The sequence below is a fragment of the Natronosalvus vescus genome (assembly GCF_023973145.1).
GTDB classification, from domain to species: domain Archaea; phylum Halobacteriota; class Halobacteria; order Halobacteriales; family Natrialbaceae; genus Natronosalvus; species Natronosalvus vescus.
The window spans coordinates 3,695,494-3,718,820 of the sequence record NZ_CP099546.1; the positions used below are offsets into that span (position 1 = coordinate 3,695,494).

Here is a 23,327-nt window from a genome sequence, read left to right on the forward strand (position 1 = left end):
CACCCACAATCCACAGCGTGTGGGGACTCATACCCAAGAATTACGTTGGATGGACAAGCTCCGGACAGTTCGTCGTGTAGTGCGCGGGCGGGAATTCCCTTAAAAACTGATGCGACCGGTTACAGCCACATCTCGAGCACCGTTAGCGTCTCGTAGGGGAACGATTCGTCGGCGACGGCGACCGCACTGAACCCACACTCGCCTGCGCGCTCGACCACTGCCTCGACCCCGGTGAGGCTGCTCACCAGTAACAGAACGACGCCGTCGGAGGCCAGCACCCGGGGAACCTGCTCGAGGAACGGATCGATCACTGCCCGACCGTCTTCGCCGCCCGAGAGGGCGCGCTCCATCCAGTCGTCCCACTCGTGATCCGGCTCCGTCGGGAGATACGGCGGGTTGAACACGACTGCATCGAACGCCCCGTCGACAAACGGTGCCACGAGATCTGCTCGCACCGCCTCGAGTCCACGGTCGCGAGCCTGCGAGACGGCGTGTGGGTTGAGATCGGCTGCAACGACACGCGCGTCCGTGTTGGTGGCAATCTGCTCGGCGACGTATCCGGAACCCGTCCCGACCTCGAGGATCAAGTCGCCGCCCTCGAGACGGTCGGTGGCAGCGTCAGCGAGCAATCGCGAGTCCTCCGCAGGCTGGTAGACGTCGGTCTCGAGGCCGCGGCGTTCGGCGAGATCCATCAGTCGTCCTCCGCCGAGTTGGTCTCGGTTGCCGCCGCCTGCTCGTCGGCCCCAGGTTCGTCGACATCAGCGGGTTTCCCCGTCGACCCATTCGAACGCTCTCCCTCAGCCGATGCCGATCGGTCGTCGGCAACACGAAATCCACTCGTTTCCTCGCGTCCAGACAGTTCGCGCTGTGGATATGGAATCTTGACATCGGCGTCGGCGAACTGGGATTTGATCGCACTGATCGCGTTCGTTCGGGCGATCGATCGTCGGCGAGCGCTCGGTTTCTCGATCCAGAACCGCACGCCCAGGATCACTGCTGAATCACCGAAATCCTTGGTGATCACCTGTGGCTCCGGTACCTCCATCGCATCCTCGACGGATTCGAGAGCGTCCCGGGCCAGCGTGGCCGCCTGGTCGATGTCTACGTCGTAATCGACACCGACCTCGACCTCTAAACGGAGTCGTCCCGTCTTCGATCGGTTCGTGACGATGCTCGCGGTGACGACGTCGTTCGGGACGATGATGTACTCGCCGTCGAACGACCGAATCTGGGTGTTGAAGATCGAGATATCGGTGACGGTACCCTCACGACCGTCGAGTTCGACCCAGTGGCCGATCTCGAACGATCGGGAGAACATCAGGACGAACCCAGCGAGGAGGGAGCCGAGGGTCTGTCTGGCGGCCATACCGACGACGATGCCCAGGAAGCCGGCACCGACGAGGAGTCCACTGAGGTCGTCGATCCAGATACTCAGAATAACGACGAACGAAAGCGACCAGATCGTGACCTGCAAAATGCGATGGGAGACCTCCTCCTGGTGGTCGGTCACTGACGGAGAGGACGCGACGAGGTCGTGCACCAATCGCTTGGCGAAGCGCCAGACGATGTAGGTCATGACGAGGAGGATGAACGAGACCGCCAACCGGGCGATGACGTCCTGACCGATATCGAACTCAGACATGAGATCCGAGATGTCGTCGGTGGCGCCCCAGACGCCGATGGTCACCAACAGCGTGAGTACGCTGGTTCCCAGGAGGACGATGGTCGTGACGATGTCCGCGTACAACGCCTGGATTCGGCTCGACAACCAGGACTGGAGGCGACGGTAAGAGACCAATACGAGCAACAACAGTCCCGACGCTGCGACCGTCACAGCGATCTTCTGATTCTGGGTTGGGAATTCCTCTGCGAGCCACTCGAGGCTGGTGAGCAGTTCGTACATCGGTTATCCCTCACCCGCTGTGGGTTTCGATGGTGGTGGCGAGTCGACGGGAAGGCTGCTCGAGGACACAGTTGATTGGTCAGTTACCCGCACGTTCACCCCTCCTCTGTGTGGCGGCCGACGTCGTCGGCGAGGGTCGCCAGCGCGGCGAACTCCGCAGGCGTCACAGCACCGGCACGTTTCTGGAGCAACTCCTCGCTGGCAGCGTCGACGACTGCATCCGGATCGTCGAGCCCCGAGATGTGTGCCGTGTTACGAATCGCGTTTCGCATCGTCTTCCGGCGCTGGGTGAACACCGCCTTGACGAACCGGAGGAAGAACTCCTCGTCGTCGACCGCGTAGTCCGGGACTCGCGGAACCAGCCGTACGACTGCGCTCTCGACCTGTGGTGGCGGCGAGAACGCCTCTTTCGGAACGGTCTCGACGAGTTCGGCTGCCGCGAAATGCTGTGTCGAGACCGATAACCGACCGTACTCGGGCGTCCCCGGTTCGGCCACCATGCGCTCGGCGAACTCCTTCTGAAACATCAAAATCAGGGGTCGGCCCTCGGGGAGCAACCGGAACGTGATCTCACTCGAGACGCCGTACGGAAGGTTCGACACGCAGGCGGTAAACGGCGGGAGTGATACCTCGAGGGCGTCCCCAGAGATGACGGTCAGCCGATCATCGGCGATCTCTTTGGCGAATTCTTCGGTGAGAAAGTCGGCGAGCTGACGATCTCGTTCGACAACGGTCACGTCATCTGCGACGGCGAGGAGCCGATCGGTCAGCGCACCCGTTCCCCCGCCGATCTCGAGAATGTGGTCGGTTATGGAGCCGTCATCGCCCTCGAGCGAAACACCCTCGAGATACGTCGGTAACCGATCAAGGACGCGGTCGTCGACGAGAAAGTGTTGATCGCGATCCGGATTCCCACGAACCCCCGCCCGGGCGATCAATCCGTCTGGATCTCTCATTTTCCCGGGGGTAGGTGACAGAGCGCCGTAAACGCACCGTCTCGAGAAGGGATCTCCGATGGTCGGTCAACAGGTGACTCGTCGGCTCCAGCTCATTGCTCTCGACCGACGAAGGTTCGGTACTTGAGATCTTCGTCCCGAAGTTCCTCGAGGATTCGGTTCGCCAGCACGTCACCGGGATCGTGTAAGCCAGAGACGCGCTCTTCGAGTTCCTTGAAACTTTCGAACGGTTTGCGCTTGCGCTCGTCGAGGACGGTGTTGCGCAGTTTTTTCCCGATCCCCGGTAAGAGGTTGAGCTGGTGAAGTCGGAGCGTGATCGGCTGTGCTTCGTTGTAGAAATCGACAAATCGCTCCTCGTCCTCTTCGATGAGATCGTGGATGACGTACTCGAGCTCCGACTGGGCTCCCGAGGAGAGCCGCTCGTACTCGACGGGTCGACAATCCTCGACGACGTCCCGCTCTTCCTGGGGTTCGACCACGACTCGTGTTCCGATCGTGATCCGTGCCGTCTCGTCGAATGCGACCTCGTACAACGTAAAGTCGTCTACCCCGAGGGCGTATCCGGCAGGTGACTGCTGGTAGCGGCGACGTCCATCCGAGAGTCCGTGGGCGAGATAGTCGAGTACCACTGCCCGACGGACATCACTCTCATCGCTATCGACTTCGCTCATTGGGTCTTGATACGGCGACGGCATACTTAAAGAGTTGGCTCAACGACCAGTAGAAACGGTTGCGACCTCGATGGGGCGATTCTCAGAGGGAACGTTGTACCATTGAACCGTCGACCGCCGAATCGACGGCAGGCGTTCGGCGGTACGTGACTACAACGATCCCGTTCAGACGTACTGAGCGATGACGTCGAGGATTTCGTCGAGTTCCTCACCAGAAAGCGAGTATCGCTGCTGGGCGAACACCGTCCGGAGCTCCTGGCGGTCGCGGGGCAGGAGGTTTGCGATCTTGTACGCCGTCGGTTCGTCGATCTTCTCGAGTTCCTGCAGGTCGTCGACGAGGGCCTGTGCGTCGTCGGTATCGAGGATAGCAAAGCGGTTGACGTGCTCGATTGCACGAGCGAGTTCGTACCGGAGCTCGCGGTCTTCATCAAGCGCTCGTTCGGCCTCGATGTCGGCGAGCAAGTCCTTCGTCTCCGAGACCGTCAGATACTCCTCGTCAACGATCTCTTTGAAGATAGTCATCGCTATTTCTGAGCGCGGAGGTGTGCGGCGGTGGCGATGAGCGTCTTCTCGACTCGCCCGTCAGTGATCTGGACTTTGAACGCGGTTCCCTGCTTGCCAACCACTTCACCGGTGTGGCCGTCAAAGCGCGGGTGGAAGCGTCCTTTCGGCACACTTGGGTCGATTTTGAGGTGGACTTTCTGGCCCACGTCGTACTCCTGAATCGCCCGCTGTGGTGGAGAGGTTCCGCGCTCTCGTGGTTTGTTCGCGAGTTTCCGCCGGGTTCCCTGTCGAGGTCCATTCGAGTTCGGCATAGTCGTACGACGCTCTTGATCGGTGACGGTTATAAAACGCACGTTATGGACTCGTGACAAGGCACGGTATGGACTTGCGACGTTCCTTCACGTGCGTGCCGCGCGGATTTCATGATGGGATCGCCTCAGTCACGTACCGGCGATCGCCGACTGCGGGGTAGTCAAACGACGGTACTAGTCAAACGACGGTACATTGGCACAACGTTCCCGATGAGGGTGCATTGGTACGACGTCTCCATGAGAGAACACCGCCTCGAGAAGTCGGCACCTATAATGAACTACCCCTACTTCACCCCAGTATGGAGAACGATCAGTTCCGGATCGAAACTCGCTCGATCCACGCTGGCCAGGAGCCCGACGACGAAACCGGGGCGCTCATGACCCCGATTTTCGCCAACTCGACGTACGAACAGGACGCACCCGGCGACCATCGTGGCTACGAGTACTCACGAACCGGGAACCCCACCCGAACCGACCTCGAGGAGAACCTCGCCAGTCTCGAGTCCGCCGACTACGGCCGCTGTTTCGCCAGCGGCATGGGATCGATCAACACCGTGCTCAACCTGCTCGAATCGGGCGACCACGTCGTCACCGGTAACGATGTCTACGGCGGCACCCACCGGATCTTCACCCAGGTGTACGACCAGTACGAGATCGAGTTCACGTTCGTCGATATGACCGACCTGGAGGCGATCGAGGCCGCCTTCCAGGACAACACCGAACTCCTGTGGCTCGAGACGCCCACCAACCCTCTCATGTCGATCGTCGACATCGAGGGTGCGACGGCGATCGCCGACGAACACGACGCCATCTCGGTCATCGACAACACCTTCGCCACGCCCTACCTCCAGCGCCCGCTCGAGCTCGGTGCCGACGTCGTCAGTCACTCGCTCACCAAGTACCTCGGCGGTCACTCCGACGTCGTTGGGGGTGCTTTGCTGACGAACGATCCGGACCTCGACGAGCGCTTTGGCTTCTACCAGAACGCCGTTGGCGCGACCCCCGGCCCGTTCGACTGTTTCCTCGTCCTCCGGGGAACGAAGACGCTCCCCGTCCGAATGGATCGACATTGCGAGAACGCCCGCACCATCGCCGACTGGCTGAACGACCACCCGGACGTCGAGCGCGTCTACTATCCGGGCCTCGAGGATCATCCCGGACACGACGTTGCGGCCAGCCAGATGGACGACTTCGGCGGCATGTTGAGTTTCGAACTCGACGGCACGCTCGAGCAAGCCTCTACCGTGGTCGAAGAAACAGCGGTTTTCACTCTCGCCGAAAGCCTGGGCGGCGTCGAGAGCCTGATCGAACAGCCCGCCCCGATGACTCACGCCGCTATTCCCCGCGAGGAACGACTCGAGGCCGGATTGACAGACAGCCTGATTCGCGTCTCGGTGGGCATCGAACACGTCGACGACCTGATCGGGGATCTCGAGCAAGCGATCGACGCGGCGCTCGAGGCCACCGACTAACCTGGTCTCGATTCTCATCGTTTAACCGAAACCGGTATCAAATATCCATCTGTGTTGATAGCATGGCAAATTCACTTTCCGACGACCAGCGGGTCATCGAACTCGAGGCGGTTCGTCTCGTCCTGTCGGCACTGGTGCTGGCGGTTCTCGCTGTCGCACTGATGCAGTTTCCGGACGGGCACGACCTCGGATTCGGTCTCGTAGTGATGGCCATCCTGGTGCTCTGCTACGCCTGGGTGAAGGCTCGGTATCGAAGCCGGGTCGCTCGAAGCCGGGCTGGTATCGACGTCGAAAATCGATAGGTGCGGGATAACTACTACGGATTGCAAGAAGCGACCAGTATCGATAGTCGAGTAGCAACCGCTCCTCGAGCAGGGATGTTCGAAAGAATCGAGTCGACGCCTCAGATACGGCCGACGTTCTCGACGGTGACGCTCTCGACGCCTTCGACCTCCGAGAAGGTCTCTTCGACGCCTTCGGTACCGCCCGCGCCGTCAGGGACGATCACGGTCGGGTAGAGCGCAACGAGGCCGAACGCGACTTCCTCGCGCTCGACGCCGTTGATCTTTGCGCCCTCGACGAGGGCGTTCTCGAGGCGCTCCTGGAGCGCGTCGAGGTCGATCTCAGGACTTTGCGGCATGACCTTGATTTTGGCTGCAACTTTTCCCATGGTATCTAGGGGCCGGTGAACCCGCAGTCGGGGCACTCATAGAGGTTGCTCTGTTTGCGACACTTGGCACACCGGTAGATCTGTGCGCCACAGTCTGGGCATTTGAACGACGCGGCGTTCGTGCCCGCGATGTTGATCCCACAGGAGACACAGGAACGAGTCTCCCGTCGATCCGTGGAACTCATACTCCTCACTTCCCGCCCGTCGCTTTTAACGGTTGTCTTTCGAATATGGAGGGTGGGACGGTTTGACAACCGAACTGGAAACCTTAGCTGGTGCAATCTGGGAGTCGTTATAGAAGCCGCTGCACGTCATTGCACACTTGATCGCCAGACGTGCCGGCGAGCAGTGTGCAAATCGTTTCAGTTGTCACGATAGCGTTCTCCCTCGAGTTCCTCGGCCCGGTCGACTTGCTGCTGAATCGACTGAACCTCCTTTGCGGCCGTGAACTGGCCGTTGTACACCTCGTCGATGATCGGATTTCCGGAGCCATCGATCTGTCGTGCGTCCAAATCGTCTTTCGGATCAGATTGACACTCACTCGGGTCATCAGGACTCGAACCCCGACCGATCAATTGGCAAACTCGAGTGCACAGTCGCTTAATCATCCGTGTTGGACATTGCGTGCCCCTCACAAAAAACTGGCTCGAACGCCAACCCCCGAGGAGGTCGGATCTGTGGTGTGGTTACCCTCAACAGCGCGGGATCGGTGGGTTGGGTCAAATCGACACATCGCAACTCAACCGAGGCTAGCCGTCTCTTGAATGCGATCGGCTAACTCGTCCTCCGAGAGTTCTCCCTCCATATAGGCCTCGGCCCATGCCTGTTCGACGTGCCACGAAGCCACCGTCGGCCCATTGCTGCTGGGCATCACCGAAACCGCCATTCGGTCGACGTCGTACCCATCTTGAATCAGATCACCGTAGGCTGCTGTGATCTCTCGGGCGTCTTCAGCGTAGGCATTCTGTGAACGGGTGTCAGTAACGTGTTCGACCTCGATCACCCCACGTTCGGTGTCGTAGACCGCCTGAATCTCGATTCCGTGTTCGTCGGCGAGCGTCGTCTCCATGGCGTCGAGACGTACTGACAGCTCGGACGTATCCTGCGATTGGGTCATTCCGTCCGCCGATTCCGATTCGTTTTCACCGCCCTCGGGTTCGGACTCCTGCTGGTGACTCGAGTTCGATGTCCGTTCGTCGTCGGAACTGGAACCTGGACTGGGGCTGGCACCATCGTCGATACCAGGCCCGGCAACGCCGAGGCCGATCCAAAGAAGCACTCCGACCAGAGCGAACACGACGCCGAGAACGATTACCAGACCGAACAGCTGGAGGGGTGTCGTCGTCGCTCGCGTCAGGCAGCTATCGGTACGTGAATCCGAGGCTGGAGGGCGCATCGCTCGAGGGCACGACGAACGGCGGTGAAAAAGGCGCATACCGATACAGTCCCAACCGGAGATTGTCCGTGTGGTAACCAGGACACACTGGTAGTACGTATCCGGAATCCGTTCGACTGAGTGTTTCCCCACCAAACCTCTCGTGAACAGCACCGTGGTGCCAATCTCGCCGACTACTCACAATCCGGCAAGTGTTAAGGGGCCGATTAACACTCCCATGAGGTGCACCCGCCGAGCTCTCAGCCGAACGGGAACGAGTCCAACGACCGCCGCGATCACAAAGACCCCGACACCGGTCAGCCCGGTGAACAGGTAGGAAAGACAGAGCAACAACGTCAACACGACCGCAGAGATTTTCCAGTACGCGATCCGTCCGACCAACTCGAGGTAGGCGTCGCCAATCAAAATCACCAGCGCGAAGCCAATTATTCCAGCGATGACGACCCCCGAGACGAGGATCGGCAACTCGAGCGGGGCGTTGGCGTTCTGAAAGGCGACCATCACCCCGGATCGTGGCTGGCCGATGGCGACGAGTGCGAACAGGGCGAAGATTGTGTTGGAGGTATCGACACCGCTGGTGGCCACGATGTAGCCACGGTCGTTCGCACCGCCAGGGAGGACGACGAGGACGGCCACCGCGGCGATTGCGGCCGAAATCCCCGGGAGGTAGCCGACGATTGCTCCCGCCAGTGCACCCGCAATAGCGGTGATCGTCAAGATTGGTCGTGTCATTCGGAGTTCTCGCCCACCCTGTGGTGGCACGCCGCCACCTCTGATCGCGTCGATCAATACGGGTGCGCCGAACAGGCCGGCAAACAACGGGGCGAGCATCCCTCCGGCCTCGAGCGGGGCGTCGGGCGATATGTCGAGGGTTGCCCAGCCGAGGACGGCTGCCAGCAGAAACGAGAGTGCTCCGGCGACACGTCTGAACCAGGTGTACTCGGATGCCACGAGCGCGAGGACGATCACCAGCAGAATAATCGAGAGGTTCGCCCGCAGCTGTGGATACACGGCGGTGACCGCCACAGTGACGGGGATGGCGAGCGGAATCGCGATCAGCACCGCCAGTAGGCTGCCCACCGCAGAGAGCCGAATCGCCTCGAACCCGCGGCCCTCGAGTACCATCCGATGACCGGGCAGGGCGGTCACGGCCATCTCGGCGTCCGGTACCCCCAGTGCCATCGCCGGGACGGCGTTCAGGAAGGTGTGGACGACGCCAGCCGAGAGCATGGCACAACCGACGAACAGCGGTGGGCCGGGCATCGACGGCACGACGCCTGCCAGCAGCAGGGCGAAGTTGTTGGCGTGCAGGCCGGGAATCAACCCGCTGATCGATCCGAGAGCAGCCCCGCCGAGGATCCAGCACAGTAGCGCCGCCGTAAACGACGGATCGACGCTCACCTCGACGAGAGCCAGCATTGGCCATTTTGGCTGCGTGCTGGTACTTAAACTCGAGTAACCTACGGTTTGCAACCAGACACCCACCGGTTGTACGATCCGAACTGGATGAGGTCAGTGTGGTATGAGCATTTTGCTGGGCGAACGTCGAGAAGTGGTCGTAATAGGTGGAATAGGTACAATAGGAGAGGTGGGGGAATTGGGTATGACGGCCAGATCGGTCGAAGCCAGCAGGTGAATGGACAGGCGCTGTCGAGTGTTTTCGATCGTTGAACCGACCAGGAAAAGGATAGTCAATGGGTGGTGACTATCGATAGTTCCGTGGCTCTCGCTCTCGAGCTACCATAAAAAAGTGGTGTGTGAAACGGCGAAACCCGACTTAACCGAAGAGTTCGCCGAGACCCTCGCCGCTGGCCTCTTCCTCTTCGTCATCGTCGTCGTCCGTCGTGTCCGGGACGTCGCTGGTCTCTTCGACCTCTTCGTCGCCCTCGTCGGCTGCGGCTGCAGCGCCACCGGCGGCGGCTCCAGCTGCGGGGACGGCGGCCGCCTCGGCGACGGCCTCGTCGATGTCGACGTCCTCGAGTGCTGCGACGAGCGCCTTCACACGGGATTCCTCGACTTCGACACCAGCGGCCTCGAGCACGCCGGTCAGGTTGTCTTCGTTGATCTCTTCGTCCGTCTCGTTCAGGATGAGTGCTGCGTAGACGTATTCCATTGTTGTGTTCCTCGTAAGTTGTTATCCGAACATCGCACCGAGTCCTTCCGCGCCGTCGCCGTCATCGTCTTCGTCGTCTTCGTCATCGTCGCCGTCGTCTGCGTCGGACTCGTCTTGGTCATCGGCCGATTCCGCTTCGTCGGACGCCGCCGCAGGGGCGGGCGCTTCGACGCCCTGGAGTTCCTCCGGGAGCGCGTCCTCGTCGTCGATCTGGGCCGCAATTGCGCGCAGTTGCGCGTCGGCTTTGCGGACGAGATCGGGCATGAGTTCCTCATCTTCGATCGCCGCGTGCAGGCCGAGGCTCTTTGCCTCGCCCGTCGCTTTGGCGATGATCGTCGGCACGGTCTGTGCCGTCGGGTAGCCCGCGTTGATCGAGAGGTTTCGTGCGAAGGCGACAGCCGTCTGCACGTCGCTCTCGTAGGCCTCGACGTCGATGTCGAGATCCTCGGGGTCGAACAGCACGCCCTCGGAGAAGACGGCGCGCAGGTCGAGACCCACTTCCTTGGGCTCGATTTCGAGCTCGTTGAGGACGTTCGCGAGATCCGCGGATACCTCCTCACCGGCTTCGAGGACGGTCGAGTCCTCCATGACCTTGATCGAACCCTCGTCGATCCGGGCGTTAGCACCGACCTGCTGGAGTTCGCCAACGAACGGGCCGGGGTCGACCCCCGTGTCACCTTCTGGGATGACGATGTCGTTCGGGGCGATTTCGCCAGCGTTGATCGGTGCGGGCGTCTTCGACGCCTCGAGCTCCTTGTAGAGCGCGAACGGGTTGGCGTTCGTCGCGACGATGCCAACCTGCCCGTCGACGTGCTCGACGAGGTCGTCGAGATCGGCCGTCTCGAGCGCACGCGTCTGCAGGGTGTTCCGACTGACGCGTACGACGGCCGTGCCGTGCAATCCGCGTCGCATGTCCTGGAGCTGTTTCGACGGAATCCCGGTGATGCCGACGACGCCGATGCTCTCGTAGTCCTCGATGAGGGCTTCGAGCTCGGCAACCTCTTCGCGCTTCCACTCTGGAAGGTTTTCGGTCTTGCGCTCTGCTTCAGCACTCATCTCAGGCCACCTCCACGGACGGCCCCATCGTCGTTTTCACGTAGACGGAGTCGATGTTCTGGGGGCCTTTCTCGAGGTCGGCGTGTAGCCGCCGAAGGATCACGTCGATGTTGTCGGCGATATCCTCGGCGGTCATGTCCTCGGCACCGACGCGCGTGTGGAACGTACGCCGGTCACGGGATCGGATCTGCACGGTGTTCTTCAGCCGGTTGACCGTCTCCACGACGTCGTCGTCGGGTGAGAGCGGATCCGGCATCTTCCCTCGGGGGCCCAGGATCGTACCCAGGTGCCGAGCGATGTCTTGCATCATCGCCTCTTCGGCAATGAAGAAGTCTGTCGCGTCTGCCAAATCTTTGGCATCGTCGTCCTCCAGATCGGCCACGTCGCTCCCCGAAAGCACCTGATCCGCAACCTCTTCGGCGCGGACGGCGGTTTCGCCTTCGGCGATCACGACGATCTGTGTTTCCTGGCCGGTTCCGGACGGCAACACGACGGACTCATCGACACGATTCGACGGTTCGTTTAGGTCAAGGTCGCGCAGGTTGATTGCGAGGTCGACCGTCTCGGTAAAGTTCCGATCGGGTGCGTCCTCGAGTGCGCGAGTGACTGCGTTTTCAATATCCGAATTTGCCATCGTTCACCTCCGTAGTACGCAGGGTGTGCTCCTACGGGTCAGTGAAACAGGCCATGCCTGTCTCGGTTTGAGAAAGTGTCATGGTGAACTTAAACCCGTCGAACTACGTGTCTGCGTTGCCACCACAGCACCTCGAGTGGGCATCGCCGACCGATGGTTGATCGAATTCCGTCCGCCCGAAGGCCATTTGTGTCGGTGAGAACCTCACAAATCGCTTGCATTGTGAAATATCCAGTACGTATACGTGACTCGACTACGGAACGTTTTGTTGGCGTGACTCGGGCGTCGAATCCGCCACCGAAACGGTGTCGCCTACGAGTAGTGCCACTCACGGGATTGTATCACTTGCGAGACGGTGGCCAGAATGTCACACCGACCCAATAAATTCCGTAGTGAAAATGATAGAAATACCGAAATATACATTATGCTTGATGTAGTTGGATGGGAGTATGGGGCCAGAAGATTTATACGTGGTGTCCAGCGAGGTGGGTGTCGAACAGGGAGACTCAATTGCGGTATACGAAGAGGTGTACACGCAATTTGCTGGACTCTCAGCGACCGAACAAGCCGTCGCACAGGGTGTTGGTACGGTACTGCTGGGCCTCCTTTTACTCGGACTGCTCAGACGGTTCGGTTTCCAAACTGTCGATACCTCCCACCGGAGCCCAATCATTTCTCTGTGTATCGGCGTACCAGCCGCACTGGTCGTGGCAGGACTGTTTTATACGGGATTGCTCCTGAGTGGATCAGGACTCGGAATTTTCTTCGCTATACCACTCGTCGTGACCGGCGTGCTCGTCCTCCCCGCTGGTGTGGCGCTCGGATACGTGAGCATCGGCGGCGTGATCGCATCTCGCTTCGGTTCGACCCATCGATCTCACTGGATTCTCGTCGGCGGACTGCTCAGCGGTCTCACGGCACTCGTCCCGGTTGTCGGTTTTTCACTGACGGCCATCGCGCTTGCCCTGGGGATCGGATCCGGGGCGCGCGTCCTCTTCGCCGGTGGGGGCATCTGGCGAGAGGACGAGCGAGTCGTTCCTCCCGCGAACAAGGTGTAAGTGGGACGCTGACTCGAGGAGCTATTTCATTCCCCACCCATCCTGTTTTTGAAGCGGCATGACGCGAGAGGTCGGGACGTTCGTCTACTATCGGACAACAGTATACCGTACACCGTACGTGACTGCTATCGGACAGCGAGGTGCTCGAGGCAATCACCACTGGAGAAGGAAACAGACGAAATAGCGGAGTCTGAGCGACGGGGTGAGAAGAGACCGGCCATGGAACAACGAGGCGGAGAGAAAAAGAGACTAGTATTGAGGCGGGAGGGGGTAGAGAAACGAAATGGATTGGACGTGAATCGGACAGGTGAACGATTCAGATCACACTATCGCTCGAGACAGACGGAACGAGGGCTATTACTCAAACCGTAAAGACAGAAAAGCGACCAGCGCAGTCGCGTTATTCGACGAGAACGTCGTCGTATTCGCCGTCGTCGACTTTCGCCTTGAATTCACGAGCGTCGACGCCTTCGATGGTGACGCCCATCGAGGCACAGGTGCCGACGACTTCCTTCGCCGCGTTTTTCGTGTCGTACGCGAGCAGGTCGGGTTTCTTCTGCTCGGCGATCGTTTTCACTTGCTCAATCGAGAGATCAGCGACGAAGTCCTTCTGGGGTTCGCCGCTGCCGGTATCAAATCCGGCCTCATCTTTGACGAGGGCAGCCGTCGGTGGGACACCGACGTCGATCGTGTAAGAGCCGTCCTCTTCGTACTCGACGGTAACCGGCACTTCGGTGCCGTCGAACGCTGCCGTCTGCTCGTTGATATCGCTGACGACCGCCTGTACGTCGACGGGCGTCGGTCCGAGCTCGGGGCCGAGTGGTGGGCCAGGGTTGGCCTGGCCACCCGGTACGAGCACTTCGATGGTTCCAGCCATACCCGAATGAATCCTCGCTCGAGTTTTAAGGGTTGCCATTCGGGTTAGTCGAGTCCTGTGACAGTGTGACGTGGTACCAGTCGAGAAACGGTCACGGAATTTCCTGTTCAGTCCGGAACCGAATCAGCCGGCAGTTAGTGGACTCAATGTGTAACGTCGTCACGCCACTCACTGAACGCCTCGAGGATGTCGTCTTCGTCGAAGCGCTCGATGCAAGGAACGTCGTGTGGATGGATATCGAGCACGCGGTCGACCAGATCGTCGTATCGGTCGGCACTCGTTTTGGCGAGCAATACGGTCTCATCCTCGCGATGGATGGTACCTTCCCACCGGTACGTTGACGTCGTAGCCAGCTGGTTGACACAGGCCGCGAGTCGCTCGGAAACGAGCGTTTCTGCGATTTCGGAAGCGGCGTCTGTGGGCACGGTGATGTAGACAGTTGGCATACGCGTTGATTGGCACTGCTCGAGGAAAAACGTACGCTGCCTCGCAACTGTGTCGGACTGATGGACGTCCAAACTGTACTTTCGGAAGGGGGCAGGGGATGACCCGTTCAGTGTTGCCAGGCCATTCGCGTACGTCTGTAAGTCACCCCCACCCCACTGCGTCGAGTGTTCTTGCTTAAAGATGAGAGATGATCAAATCGAGATATCTGACCGACCAAAATTCGACGTGATGTCACCCACACCCCACCATGTCGAGTGTTCGAGTACGAGGGTGGACGATAGGTAATTCGAGGTGTCTGACCGACCGAAACTCGACGTGTTGGTACCCTCACCCCACCGTGTCGAGTGTTCTGGCCCGTACCGAACCGTTGGAAAATCACGTGAGCGAAGATGAGCGTCAGTGGAGCCCGCGCTGACGAGCCTTGCGTACCGCCTCGTGCGAAATATCGACGTCCTCGAGTTCGTCGACCACGTCGAGGGCCAACTCGAGTGTCACGTCGAGATCGTACTCGTAGTATTGCCCGCCGGATCGACCGTGGTTACGAGCGTATCGTTTGAGAATTCCCTGCATTGCCAGATCCGAGAGGTGGTCGTGCATCCGCCGTCGCACGAGTGGCTTGGTACCAAACCGTTCAGCGATCGCGGAGTACTGTGGATAGATTTCCCGAACGCGAGCGGGCGTCTCCTCACCAATTGCGATGCTCAACACCGCGGCCAGCGCCAGATGACCGTGTCTGGTCAACTCCATCATTCCCTGACGGATCTGGCCGCGCTCGAGCGCTTGTTGGGCGTCCCGCACGTGTGCTTCCGTGATCGTCCCTTCGTCGGCTGCCCGCGCGATATCACCGGCCTTGTAGAGGAGATCCAGTGCCTGACGCGCACTGCCGGTATCCTGAGCCGCAAGGGCAGCACACAGCGAGAGAACGTTCGTCTCGTAGGCCGCATCGTACAGCGCGTTTTCTGCTCGCTGTTCGAGGATACTTCGCAACTCTCCAGCCGTGTACGGTGGAAAGTGAACTTCCTCCTCACAGAGGGTGTCCTTGACTTTCGGTGAAAGACTATCGTGAAAACTGAGATCGTTACTGATGCCGATGATCCCGGGTTTAACGGACGAAAGATAGCCGTTCGCTCGAGCACGTGGCAGCTCGTACAGAATACCGTCGTCGTCACCGATGTGATCGATCTCGTCGAGGACAATCAGGACGGTACCGCCAATTTTCTCGAGTTCGGTGTAGAGCATATCGAAGACGGTCTGTCGCGGGTAGCCAGTGGTGCTGATCTGTCGGTTCGCCGGCCGCAGTTCGTTAACGAGGTTCGCCGCGACCTGATAGGAGGAGGAGAGATTGTTACAGTTGAGCCAGACGACGGTCAGTTCGACGTCGTCGTAGGCGTCGACGTCCTGCTCGAGATGTGAGAGGAGATAGCGAGTGACGGCGGTTTTCCCCACACCCGCTTTGCCGTACAGAAAGAGGTTGCGTGGTTGTGCACCGTTGATGACGGGCTGAAGCGAGGCCATGTACGTGTCGATCTCTTCGTCTCGTTCCTGGATCGACTCCGGCTGATAGTCCTCGCGTAGCACGTCCTCATCGGAAAAAATCGACGTGTCCCGGTCGAACAGCGGCATGCCTTCTACTCCTCACCCAATCATATATAAAACCACCGTGTCGTGTGCGTCCAGTGTTTGTTGTTTCTGGGTAAAAACACACCCCACTATGTCGAGTGTTCGGAACGGTATGGTGAGTCAGCAGTCTCCCGAAGGGAGATTTGGAAGGGAACCCAGATTGCTCCAGCCACATTGGAAGCATCGATCCCATCGTCGTCTCAGATTTGCAAACGCGGTTTCACACGCCGATAGTACCCACGTCAACGCCGATCGTATCCATACCACGACGGAACATGCATACGACAGTAGCGAACCGTACTCGAACGGGTCGAACGGAACGATGCCATCCCCCACTCAACACGTCTATCCCCTCGAGTAGACTCTCCTTCAAACTCATCAATCACTATCTTTTCGATGTTGACTCGGCGTTTAGTCTCAGACGTATTCGTGATCTATTCTTACAATTGGACGCGTTCGTGGTTCTTCCTTACGTCCGAACGTGTCTGTGTCTCGAGTTTCATCACCCACCACCCACACAACCTACACAACTCACACACCCACCATCTGCACGAGCACACACCCACCATCTGCACGAGCACACACCCACCATCCGCACGAACATACTTCCTCCCATGCACCTGCCTACTGCCTGCTACCAACAATGCACTCGACTCCTCACCCCACCCCACCCGTACCCGACGGAACACTCGACACAGTGGGGTCTCTCTCCCCATTCCGACTCACCACTTCTATATACAACACTCGACACGGTGGGGTGGGTCACTCCTTTTCCGTTATACCGTTCCGTTGAACCGGTCATTCGAAGGCACGGTTACCGGGAGTTCCCCTCCTCGAATGGATAAAACGTCCCGTTGATATCCCACTCGTGGATACAGTGGGGACTCCCACAATCTCCACCGTCGGCAAGTTGCCAGGCCGACCGCCGCGTCGCCCACCGTTCCGTACGACCACAGCGCTCACAGGTTCGCTCGGTTGGTTTTCGTAGCTGTGCGCTCATTGGCTCCTCTTTGGCCTATTCGCATATAACGGTGCTCGAGACCGGCAAGACCTGCCCATCACTACACCGTCGAGCCCCTCGGCGTGTCGATCCGCCTACCATGTCGCTCCGCGTGTATTGTCGGTGCTATCGTCAAACAAGACCAGAATACAGAACCTAGATCAGTACACAGCGTTGATGATCGCCTCGTCTAGATGGTCGAACGACTCGAGATACGCGCGGCGTTCGGCCCGTAACGACTCGAGCGCCCGCTCGTACTCAGTGACGTAATCCGCTACCCGGTAGTCTTCGATTGCCAGTCCGGGAACCGCTGTAGGAACGGCGAGTCCCAACTGGTCATCACGTTCCCATTCAACTCGGTCGCGCGCGAGTTCCGTGAGGATCGTGACCGATTCTTTCACACCGATATCCTTTGACCCACCGAGCTCCGAGTCACCGATATCACCACAATCCGAAGAATCGACCATATCGCCACAATCCCGATTGCCAATCGATCCAGTGTTCAACACGAAACATTCGAGATCCAACGATTCGACGAGTGCTCGGAACCGATTTCCTTCGTCACCCTCCGGGCCGATAATGAAGGGATTCGTCCCAACGACGCGGATGTGTTCGCCGGCGCGTTCCGGGTCGCCGGCGCTGGTTTCGATCGATTCCCCCAGCATGAACGCAACGGCGGCCTGTTCGGGATCGAGTTTCGCAACCGGCGGCATCAACGGATTCCGTGTGATGAAAAAGAGGTGATCGACACCTTCGAGGTCGATATCGTCGCTCGCACTCGGTAACTCGGATCGTCGAATTACTGCCCGGGTGTTTCGCGTGTAACGATCGTCGGTGAAATCTACACTACCACCTTCCCCAACACCGACGTTCTCGAGAACGGCCGAGTCGTCGGTGACAGCGGCGTGGAGTCCGGGTTGCTCGGCCGCGTCGAGATCGATGGTTTTGACGTAGAGACCGCCGCCCTCGCTCCCGGCCACGGAGCCATCCGGCAACAGCGCACAGACGTCGTCCTGTACCATCTCGGCTCCCTCCGGTTCCTCGAGCCAGCACCCGTGAGCGGTGAGCGTTGACTTGCCAGTTGCGGAGAGTCCCATGAATAGCTGTCCGACCGTCCGGAGTTTTGACGACGGGTCGGAGATTATCTCCCCACTCGAGTCCGTTGGGTCGGTGGCGCTCGAGGCAGTCGTATCCGAGTCAGAATCAGTCGAACCACAGTCAGAATCAGCCGGATCCGAGTCAGATGCAGTCAAACCCGAGCCAGTCTGAACACACACGCGCTTGCTCCCGGCGTGGAGGCCAAGACCACCAGCTTGCTTGAGCCGATACATAAACAGCCGGAGGAAGGATTTCTTGGCTTCGCCCGTGTAATCACTGCCGAGAACCGCGGTGAACCCGTCGTCGGGGAGAATACGAATCGCCGTCTCCTGCTCGTCTGGGAGCTGGACGGTGACGAAATCGGGTTCGCGACCATCGGTCGGTTCGAACAACTTCGCCCACGCGTGGGCGATTCGGGCGTATGACGGTGGGACGTACAGTCGACAGCAAAACGTCGCACCAGGGTGGGTACCGACGAGCCGGTCGATACAGAGCAGTTGGCGGTTCTCCACGGCGGAAACCGCTCGATCGATGTGGGCGTAATCGGTGTCGTCGAACTGGTCATCGACCGCGTTTGCCGTCTTCTCGGCGGTCCGTGATCGGAACTCGCTTACGTACGCCGCAGATCCGAATTCGGTCGTCGTCTCGTCGTCGATAGCGAGTCGGCGCAAATCGTCGAATAGTGCCGTATCGGTCGAATGTGTCTCCGGATGCGGTGATTTCGGTTGTTCGCTGCCAACGCCACCAAAGTACTGGATGTTCGACGCCGTCGTCGGATCCGGAAGTGAGGTGCGTATCGGTCGAGGCTCCGACCCGGTTTCTGACATGGGTGAACGATCACTGTTCTGAGGTATAAACGTACCTGCTTCGTCATCCCGTGTGACACTACCTAACTCGAACACGACTCAGTGTGGCGGTTCCTACTAAAACACTCCGTTCAAAAAACGGTTATATTTGCATGCGAATATGTGTCCGTTTCATTATCAATTGTGGATATTTACTCGAGTTCGAAACAACATACTGTTTGACAGAGTGGCACGTTTTGTGAACCGACAGAGCAAAGGGACAACCCGAAGAGAGAACGCACGGAACATGATTACGTTCGTTAACCTCCTCGTTCGCAAGGAGGGGCTAACCCACGCGGACTTTCTCGAGCGCTGGCAGGGCGACCACATCGACCTCGCGACGGAACTCCCTGGACTCGAGCGGTATGCGACCTCGACGCCAACCGATCCGGCAAAGTCGCCGTACGACGGGATTGTCCGGTTGTCGTTTCCGGATCAACAGACGATGTCGGAAGCGTTCGACTCCGAGGTGGGCAAGGAGGTGCAGGCCGATGCCGCCACGTTTGCAGATATGGGGGCAAGCGAGATTCTCATCGTCGAGGAGACGACCCACGTCGAACGCGAGACAACCGAATAACCAACTATCGACGCTACAATGGACGACACACCTGCTTCGACAGCGGAGACGCAATCGACCACCGACCGCATCGTGGATACCCTCGAGGCCCTGGACGTCGAGTACATCTTCGGCTATCCCGGCGGTCGCATCATCGAACTGTTCGAGACTGTTGGCCACCGCGAGACGGACGTGACCGTCGTTCGCCCGCGCGACGAGCGCGAGGCGAGCGTCATGGCTGAGGCCTACGGTCGCATGACCGGTTCACCCGCCGTACTCGCCGGACAGGGCCCCTGGATTGGAAGCCTCGGAACGATCGGACAGATGGAGGCTCGACTCGGCTCCTCGCCGATGGTCGTCCTGACCGAAGCCTCGGAACGCGGCGATTACTCCACCCTCGCACCGTACCAGCAATCTCGAGGCGACTACGGCGGCCTGTCGCTTCCGAAGATACTGGACGGGGTGACCAAGGAGTGGTGGTTCCCGAGAACGCCCACCGAAACCGTCCGGACGGTGCAACTGGCGTTCAAACACGCCACTGCCGGTCGAAATGGCCCGTGTGCCGTCATCTTCGACGGGTCGGCGATTACCGACGACCTACCCGCCGACAGCACCCCAGCCGTTTGGAACGACGAGGCACAGGTCGAAAACTGGTCGTCAGCCCCAACCGACAGTGACGTCGAAGCGGCCGCGGACGCGCTCGCGAGCGCCGATCGACCGGTTATCCTGGCGGGTAACGGCGTCCACGCCAGTGCTGGAAAGGCCGATTCCACCGAAGACACCGCCTACGACCGCCTCGAGGCCGTCGCCGAGGCCTACGATGCCGTCGTTGCGACCTCCTATCTGGGGAAGTCGACGATTCCGGAAACCCACGAGCGAGCGGCCGGTGTGATCGGATCGTTCGGACACGAGGGAGCCAACCGAGTCGTGAGCGAGGCCGACGCCCTCCTCATCGTCGGCTGTCGAATGAACCCGATGGACACCAACTGGCAGGCGAAGTCGTTCATCCGACCCGACGAGCAAACGATTATTCACGCGGATATCGATTCGCGCAACGCCGGCTGGGTCTACCCGGCCGACATCGGTCTCATCGGGGATGCCAACGAAACGCTCGGTGCATTACTCGAGGCCGCCGACGACCGGGAACCGTCGACCCTGTCGAACGACTGGGCGCTCGAGCGGGCGGCGACCGCGCGCGAAGACTTCCACGCCTCGGCCTGCGACGACGACAGCACGCCGATCAAACCCCAGCGCGTCTGTGCGGCGATCCAGTCCATCGTCGACGAGGAGACGGTCGTGACGGCCGATTCGGGGAACAACCGCTTCTGGCTCCTGAACTACCTGCAGATGCCGACAACTGGAAGCTACTACGGCAGCGGTGGTGTCGGCGCAATGGGCTGGGCCGCCCCCGCTGCGGTCACGGCGGCCTTGCTCGGAAACGATGCGATCTGTGTCGCTGGAGACGGCGGTTTTGCGATGACGATGACGGCGCTCGAGACCGCCGTCGACTGCGACGTCGCCCCGACGTTCGTCATCCTCAACGACACCTCCCTCGGAATGGTTCGCCAGATGGACGACGCAATCCCCGGCGCGACGTTCCACGACACCGATTTCGTCGGCATCGCGGAAGCACTGGGCGGGGATGGCGTACGGGTCACCGATCCGACCGACCTCGAGGCGACGCTCACCGGTGCGAAAGCCGCGGACGTTCCGACGGTGGTCGACGTTCGGATCGATCCCGATGAAGAGATGGCCGACCAACTTTCGTCGTCGTTTTACGACGAGGTCGGCGGGCTCCACGAGTAACTTCCCTGGGTGAGACCCGGGTTTTCGTTTCGATTACCAGTTACACCAGCATCTCGAGGGTCGCTGTTGTCAGCATCGGTTGATGAAACGTTATTGCATCGGAGACCCACCTCCTTTCCAATGGAGCAGGTTCAGCTCGAGCGGCTCTCGGTCTATCCGATCAAGTCACTCGACGCGGCGTCCGTCTCGACGGCCAGGCTCATCGAAAATGGCGCGCTCGAGTGGGATCGCCGCTACGCGATTCTCGACGCTGCTGGGGAGTACGTCAACGGGAAGCGAGAACAACGAATCCACCGAATACGAACCGATTACGACCTCGAACGCGCAACCGTCACGATAAGGGAGAACGGGGGACGTCGGGAACGAACGTATCACCTCGATGCCGACCGCAGTGCCCTCGAGTCGTGGCTAGCCGAGTTCTTCGGGTACGAGGTACAGGTCGTCCGCAACGACGAAGGCGGATATCCTGACGATACGGATGCCTCGGGGCCGACGGTCATCAGCACTGCGACGCTCGAGGCGGTCGCCTTGTGGTTCGAAGAGATCGACACGGTGGAGATGCGCCGCCGATTGCGTTCGAACGTCGAACTCGACGTTCCGAACCCGTTTTGGGAGGATCGACTGTACGGGCCACCTGGTGAAACCGTTGGGTTCGACATCGGTTCCGTCACGTTCCACGGAAACAACCCATGTCAACGGTGTGTCGTCCCCACTCGAGATCCAGACACCGGCGAGCAAACCGCCGGATTTCGGGAAACGTTCATCGAGAACCGAGAGCGGACGCTGCCGTCGTGGGCGAACACGGACTGGTTCGATCACTACTTTCGACTCATGGTCAACACGCACATACCCGAATCCGAATGGGGCAAGCAGCTTGCTATCGGCGACCAAGTCGCCGTCGGTGCGGAAAGGTACCCAGAGAATTGAGTATCATCGAAAGGAAGACACTGTGGCGTGATTTTCGTCTTCGGGCGAGACGTTACCGTCCCATGCAATTTCCGTCCATTCGGTCAACTCCCGGATTAACCACGTTCGGCCCCCTGGATCCGTCTCACTCGATGCGCACGTCCTCTCTCGTTTGCTACCACCATACTCTCCGTCTGCAACCACCATACTCTCCCGTTTGCAACCACCATAATCTCCCATCTTTCGCCACTTCACTCCCAACTTTTCGAGCACCCCTCCAGTCACCAGATCGAACTACTGCACCACGAACTCAGGCGGTGGTGCTGCCTGCACGTCAGTCAGGTCGTTCGTCTCGTGTCAGAACGTTTTTAGCGTCGTCGATGGACGTTCGTGATAATGTCTGGAGCTACAGTGCTCGTTACAGGTGGTACGGGATTCATCGGGTCGTACGTGGTCGAAGATCTGGTCGCTGAGGGCCACGAGGTGGTCGCGTTCGACCTCTCGACTAACCCGCGCATTCTCGAGAAACTCGAGGTGGTCGACGACGTGGAGATCCGTCGTGGCGACGTCTCCGAGGTCACGGACGTCATCGGGGCCGTCCGCGAGACAGGAGCGACCCACATCGTTCACCTCGCTGCACTCCTGACAACGACCGCACGCGAGAACCCACGGGCGGCGATGCAAGTCAACATCGAGGGAACGAACAACGTCTTCGAGACCGCTCGTATCCTCGACGATCAGGTCGAACGCGTCGCCTGGGCGTCCTCGGCCGCGGTGTTCGCGCCGCCAACGAACTACACCGACAACGATGGCTGGGTCACCGAGGACGACCTCGTCTACCCGGATACGCTGTACGGCGCGACCAAGGAGTACAACGAGCACCAGGCTCGCGTCTACTACGACGATCATGACGTCTCCCACGTCGCCTTGCGCCCAACGGTCGCGTACGGCCCGTACCGGGAAACCGGCGGCTCCGCGTTCCTCGCCAACATCATCGAAAAGCCCGCTCTCGGCGAGTCTTTCGCGGTCGAGTACGGCGATCAGGTAATCGACTGGCAGTACGTTCGTGACATTGCGCAGGCGTTCCGGAAGGCGACGTTCGCCCCCGATGCACGACTCTCCCGTCGAGTGTACAACGTCCGTGGCACCGTCGCGACCATCCGGGAGGCTGCCGAAGCCGTCGAAGCGATCGTTCCGGACGCCGATCTCGAGGTCTCCGACGAGGGCGAACTCCCCTGGACACAGAAACTCGACATGACCGCGGCGAAGGACGACCTGGGCTACGAACCCGAGTACGACCTCGAGTCGGGCTTCCGGGAGTACATCGACGTGCTTCGAGCGGAGAACGGGCTCGAGCCGCTGTAAGGTAGCCCGGCCAGCCGCAGACGTCGTCAATCCGAAGCCGACCACTCCGTTCCCGCGCTGATT

The 23,327-nt window shown here is 59.9% G+C and carries 26 protein-coding genes; 7 read left to right on the forward strand and 19 right to left on the reverse strand.

Features of this window, described 5'->3' with window-relative positions; translation table 11 throughout:
- Positions 1-119: 119 nt before the first annotated feature.
- The 6 genes from NGM68_RS17460 to NGM68_RS17485 form a co-directional block, all read right to left on the reverse strand.
- Positions 120-692, reverse strand: coding sequence for a HemK2/MTQ2 family protein methyltransferase (locus NGM68_RS17460; protein ID WP_252699492.1), 573 nt, complete (start codon positions 690-692; stop codon positions 120-122).
- The gene (locus NGM68_RS17465) at positions 692-1,903 is read right to left on the reverse strand and encodes a mechanosensitive ion channel family protein (RefSeq protein WP_252699493.1); all 1,212 of its coding nucleotides are present in this window, start codon (positions 1,901-1,903) and stop codon (positions 692-694) included. The genes NGM68_RS17460 and NGM68_RS17465 overlap by 1 nt, the downstream gene beginning before the upstream one ends.
- A gap of 95 nt (positions 1,904-1,998) precedes the next feature.
- A complete protein-coding gene (locus tag NGM68_RS17470; protein WP_252699494.1) occupies positions 1,999-2,859 on the reverse strand; it encodes a 16S ribosomal RNA methyltransferase A in 861 nt (286 codons plus the stop codon).
- 92 nt (positions 2,860-2,951) lie between these two features.
- Positions 2,952-3,530: a DUF655 domain-containing protein gene (locus NGM68_RS17475; protein ID WP_252699495.1), complete on the reverse strand. Its 579-nt coding sequence runs from the start codon at positions 3,528-3,530 to the stop codon at positions 2,952-2,954.
- A gap of 165 nt (positions 3,531-3,695) precedes the next feature.
- Positions 3,696-4,052, reverse strand: coding sequence for an RNA polymerase Rpb4 family protein (locus NGM68_RS17480; RefSeq protein ID WP_252699496.1), 357 nt, complete (start codon positions 4,050-4,052; stop codon positions 3,696-3,698).
- 2 nt (positions 4,053-4,054) lie between these two features.
- Entirely contained in the window at positions 4,055-4,345 is a 291-nt protein-coding gene (locus NGM68_RS17485) for a 50S ribosomal protein L21e (protein ID WP_252699497.1), read from the reverse strand.
- Positions 4,346-4,644: 299 nt separating this feature from the next.
- Between NGM68_RS17485 and NGM68_RS17490 the strand changes: the two genes are divergently transcribed.
- The gene (locus NGM68_RS17490; protein WP_252699498.1) at positions 4,645-5,817 is read left to right on the forward strand and encodes a cystathionine gamma-synthase; all 1,173 of its coding nucleotides are present in this window, start codon (positions 4,645-4,647) and stop codon (positions 5,815-5,817) included.
- A gap of 62 nt (positions 5,818-5,879) precedes the next feature.
- Positions 5,880-6,119: a DUF202 domain-containing protein gene (locus tag NGM68_RS17495; RefSeq protein WP_252699499.1), complete on the forward strand. Its 240-nt coding sequence runs from the start codon at positions 5,880-5,882 to the stop codon at positions 6,117-6,119.
- Positions 6,120-6,220: 101 nt separating this feature from the next.
- Here NGM68_RS17495 and NGM68_RS17500 read toward each other — a convergent pair whose 3' ends face one another.
- The 8 genes from NGM68_RS17500 to NGM68_RS17535 form a co-directional block, all read right to left on the reverse strand.
- Positions 6,221-6,487: an elongation factor 1-beta gene (locus NGM68_RS17500; protein ID WP_252699500.1), complete on the reverse strand. Its 267-nt coding sequence runs from the start codon at positions 6,485-6,487 to the stop codon at positions 6,221-6,223.
- 5 nt (positions 6,488-6,492) lie between these two features.
- Positions 6,493-6,672 (reverse strand): HVO_2753 family zinc finger protein, encoded by a 180-nt coding sequence (locus NGM68_RS17505; protein ID WP_252699501.1) that lies wholly within the window; start codon positions 6,670-6,672, stop codon positions 6,493-6,495.
- 177 nt (positions 6,673-6,849) lie between these two features.
- Entirely contained in the window at positions 6,850-6,999 is a 150-nt protein-coding gene (locus NGM68_RS17510) for a hypothetical protein (RefSeq protein WP_252699502.1), read from the reverse strand.
- A 227-nt stretch (positions 7,000-7,226) separates the two neighbouring features.
- Positions 7,227-7,883, reverse strand: a complete 657-nt coding sequence (locus NGM68_RS17515; protein ID WP_252699503.1) for a DUF8159 domain-containing protein — start codon at positions 7,881-7,883, stop codon at positions 7,227-7,229.
- A 177-nt stretch (positions 7,884-8,060) separates the two neighbouring features.
- Entirely contained in the window at positions 8,061-9,302 is a 1,242-nt protein-coding gene (locus tag NGM68_RS17520) for a tripartite tricarboxylate transporter permease (protein ID WP_252699504.1), read from the reverse strand.
- A 358-nt stretch (positions 9,303-9,660) separates the two neighbouring features.
- Positions 9,661-9,996 carry a 50S ribosomal protein P1 gene (gene rpl12p, locus NGM68_RS17525; protein WP_252699505.1) on the reverse strand — a complete coding sequence of 112 codons (336 nt, stop codon included), beginning with the start codon at positions 9,994-9,996 and terminating at the stop codon, positions 9,661-9,663.
- A 21-nt stretch (positions 9,997-10,017) separates the two neighbouring features.
- Positions 10,018-11,052 (reverse strand): 50S ribosomal protein L10, encoded by a 1,035-nt coding sequence (locus NGM68_RS17530; protein WP_252699506.1) that lies wholly within the window; start codon positions 11,050-11,052, stop codon positions 10,018-10,020.
- A 1-nt stretch (position 11,053) separates the two neighbouring features.
- Positions 11,054-11,686: a 50S ribosomal protein L1 gene (locus NGM68_RS17535; protein WP_252699507.1), complete on the reverse strand. Its 633-nt coding sequence runs from the start codon at positions 11,684-11,686 to the stop codon at positions 11,054-11,056.
- A gap of 449 nt (positions 11,687-12,135) precedes the next feature.
- On the opposite strand from NGM68_RS17535, the gene NGM68_RS18425 reads away from it, so the two are divergent.
- Positions 12,136-12,744 (forward strand): DUF8173 domain-containing protein, encoded by a 609-nt coding sequence (locus NGM68_RS18425; RefSeq protein ID WP_484549498.1) that lies wholly within the window; start codon positions 12,136-12,138, stop codon positions 12,742-12,744.
- A gap of 400 nt (positions 12,745-13,144) precedes the next feature.
- On the opposite strand, the gene NGM68_RS17545 is transcribed toward NGM68_RS18425, so the two are convergent.
- The 5 genes from NGM68_RS17545 to NGM68_RS17565 all read right to left on the reverse strand — a co-directional run bounded on the left by NGM68_RS17545 (position 13,145) and on the right by NGM68_RS17565 (position 18,613).
- On the reverse strand, positions 13,145-13,621 hold the full coding sequence (locus NGM68_RS17545) for a 50S ribosomal protein L11 (RefSeq protein WP_252699509.1): 477 nt from the start codon (positions 13,619-13,621) through the stop codon (positions 13,145-13,147).
- A gap of 143 nt (positions 13,622-13,764) precedes the next feature.
- Positions 13,765-14,067 (reverse strand): divalent-cation tolerance protein CutA, encoded by a 303-nt coding sequence (gene cutA, locus NGM68_RS17550; RefSeq protein WP_252699510.1) that lies wholly within the window; start codon positions 14,065-14,067, stop codon positions 13,765-13,767.
- Positions 14,068-14,464: 397 nt separating this feature from the next.
- A complete protein-coding gene (locus NGM68_RS17555) occupies positions 14,465-15,691 on the reverse strand; it encodes an orc1/cdc6 family replication initiation protein (RefSeq protein ID WP_252699511.1) in 1,227 nt (408 codons plus the stop codon).
- Positions 15,692-16,502: 811 nt separating this feature from the next.
- Positions 16,503-16,688, reverse strand: a complete 186-nt coding sequence (locus tag NGM68_RS17560; RefSeq protein ID WP_252699512.1) for an HEWD family protein — start codon at positions 16,686-16,688, stop codon at positions 16,503-16,505.
- A 161-nt stretch (positions 16,689-16,849) separates the two neighbouring features.
- Positions 16,850-18,613, reverse strand: a complete 1,764-nt coding sequence (locus NGM68_RS17565; RefSeq protein WP_252699513.1) for a phosphoenolpyruvate carboxykinase (ATP) — start codon at positions 18,611-18,613, stop codon at positions 16,850-16,852.
- Positions 18,614-18,878: 265 nt separating this feature from the next.
- Here NGM68_RS17565 and NGM68_RS17570 point away from each other — a divergent pair, with 265 nt between their 5' ends.
- The 4 genes from NGM68_RS17570 to NGM68_RS17585 all read left to right on the forward strand — a co-directional run bounded on the left by NGM68_RS17570 (position 18,879) and on the right by NGM68_RS17585 (position 23,264).
- Positions 18,879-19,208 (forward strand): EthD family reductase, encoded by a 330-nt coding sequence (locus tag NGM68_RS17570; RefSeq protein WP_252699514.1) that lies wholly within the window; start codon positions 18,879-18,881, stop codon positions 19,206-19,208.
- Between the two features lie 18 nt (positions 19,209-19,226).
- On the forward strand, positions 19,227-20,993 hold the full coding sequence (locus tag NGM68_RS17575) for a thiamine pyrophosphate-binding protein (RefSeq protein WP_252699515.1): 1,767 nt from the start codon (positions 19,227-19,229) through the stop codon (positions 20,991-20,993).
- A gap of 120 nt (positions 20,994-21,113) precedes the next feature.
- Complete coding sequence (locus tag NGM68_RS17580; protein WP_252699516.1) at positions 21,114-21,920, forward strand: MOSC domain-containing protein; 807 nt, start codon at positions 21,114-21,116, stop codon at positions 21,918-21,920.
- 375 nt (positions 21,921-22,295) lie between these two features.
- A complete protein-coding gene (locus NGM68_RS17585) occupies positions 22,296-23,264 on the forward strand; it encodes an NAD-dependent epimerase/dehydratase family protein (protein WP_252699517.1) in 969 nt (322 codons plus the stop codon).
- Positions 23,265-23,327 lie beyond the last annotated feature (63 nt).

Bases quoted from the DNA above. Each gene is read 5' to 3' on its own strand.
- NGM68_RS17570 (WP_252699514.1), top strand. From the start codon at position 18,879: ATGATTACGTTCGTTAACCTCCTCGTTCGCAAGGAGGGGCTAACCCAC.
- NGM68_RS17530 (WP_252699506.1), bottom strand. From the start codon at position 11,052: ATGAGTGCTGAAGCAGAGCGCAAGACCGAAAACCTTCCAGAGTGGAAG.
- cutA (WP_252699510.1), bottom strand. From the start codon at position 14,067: ATGCCAACTGTCTACATCACCGTGCCCACAGACGCCGCTTCCGAAATC.
- NGM68_RS17580 (WP_252699516.1), top strand. From the start codon at position 21,114: ATGGAGCAGGTTCAGCTCGAGCGGCTCTCGGTCTATCCGATCAAGTCA.
- rpl12p (WP_252699505.1), bottom strand. From the start codon at position 9,996: ATGGAATACGTCTACGCAGCACTCATCCTGAACGAGACGGACGAAGAG.
- NGM68_RS17480 (WP_252699496.1), bottom strand. From the start codon at position 4,052: ATGACTATCTTCAAAGAGATCGTTGACGAGGAGTATCTGACGGTCTCG.
- NGM68_RS17475 (WP_252699495.1), bottom strand. From the start codon at position 3,530: ATGAGCGAAGTCGATAGCGATGAGAGTGATGTCCGTCGGGCAGTGGTA.
- NGM68_RS18425 (WP_484549498.1), top strand. From the start codon at position 12,136: ATGGGGCCAGAAGATTTATACGTGGTGTCCAGCGAGGTGGGTGTCGAA.
- NGM68_RS17485 (WP_252699497.1), bottom strand. From the start codon at position 4,345: ATGCCGAACTCGAATGGACCTCGACAGGGAACCCGGCGGAAACTCGCG.
- NGM68_RS17545 (WP_252699509.1), bottom strand. From the start codon at position 13,621: ATGGCTGGAACCATCGAAGTGCTCGTACCGGGTGGCCAGGCCAACCCT.
- NGM68_RS17460 (WP_252699492.1), bottom strand. From the start codon at position 692: ATGGATCTCGCCGAACGCCGCGGCCTCGAGACCGACGTCTACCAGCCT.
- NGM68_RS17515 (WP_252699503.1), bottom strand. From the start codon at position 7,883: ATGCGCCCTCCAGCCTCGGATTCACGTACCGATAGCTGCCTGACGCGA.
- NGM68_RS17470 (WP_252699494.1), bottom strand. From the start codon at position 2,859: ATGAGAGATCCAGACGGATTGATCGCCCGGGCGGGGGTTCGTGGGAAT.
- NGM68_RS17520 (WP_252699504.1), bottom strand. From the start codon at position 9,302: ATGCTGGCTCTCGTCGAGGTGAGCGTCGATCCGTCGTTTACGGCGGCG.
- NGM68_RS17565 (WP_252699513.1), bottom strand. From the start codon at position 18,613: ATGTCAGAAACCGGGTCGGAGCCTCGACCGATACGCACCTCACTTCCG.
- NGM68_RS17495 (WP_252699499.1), top strand. From the start codon at position 5,880: ATGGCAAATTCACTTTCCGACGACCAGCGGGTCATCGAACTCGAGGCG.
- NGM68_RS17575 (WP_252699515.1), top strand. From the start codon at position 19,227: ATGGACGACACACCTGCTTCGACAGCGGAGACGCAATCGACCACCGAC.
- NGM68_RS17505 (WP_252699501.1), bottom strand. From the start codon at position 6,672: ATGAGTTCCACGGATCGACGGGAGACTCGTTCCTGTGTCTCCTGTGGG.
- NGM68_RS17585 (WP_252699517.1), top strand. From the start codon at position 22,296: ATGTCTGGAGCTACAGTGCTCGTTACAGGTGGTACGGGATTCATCGGG.
- NGM68_RS17535 (WP_252699507.1), bottom strand. From the start codon at position 11,686: ATGGCAAATTCGGATATTGAAAACGCAGTCACTCGCGCACTCGAGGAC.
- NGM68_RS17500 (WP_252699500.1), bottom strand. From the start codon at position 6,487: ATGGGAAAAGTTGCAGCCAAAATCAAGGTCATGCCGCAAAGTCCTGAG.
- NGM68_RS17560 (WP_252699512.1), bottom strand. From the start codon at position 16,688: ATGAGCGCACAGCTACGAAAACCAACCGAGCGAACCTGTGAGCGCTGT.
- NGM68_RS17465 (WP_252699493.1), bottom strand. From the start codon at position 1,903: ATGTACGAACTGCTCACCAGCCTCGAGTGGCTCGCAGAGGAATTCCCA.
- NGM68_RS17555 (WP_252699511.1), bottom strand. From the start codon at position 15,691: ATGCCGCTGTTCGACCGGGACACGTCGATTTTTTCCGATGAGGACGTG.
- NGM68_RS17490 (WP_252699498.1), top strand. From the start codon at position 4,645: ATGGAGAACGATCAGTTCCGGATCGAAACTCGCTCGATCCACGCTGGC.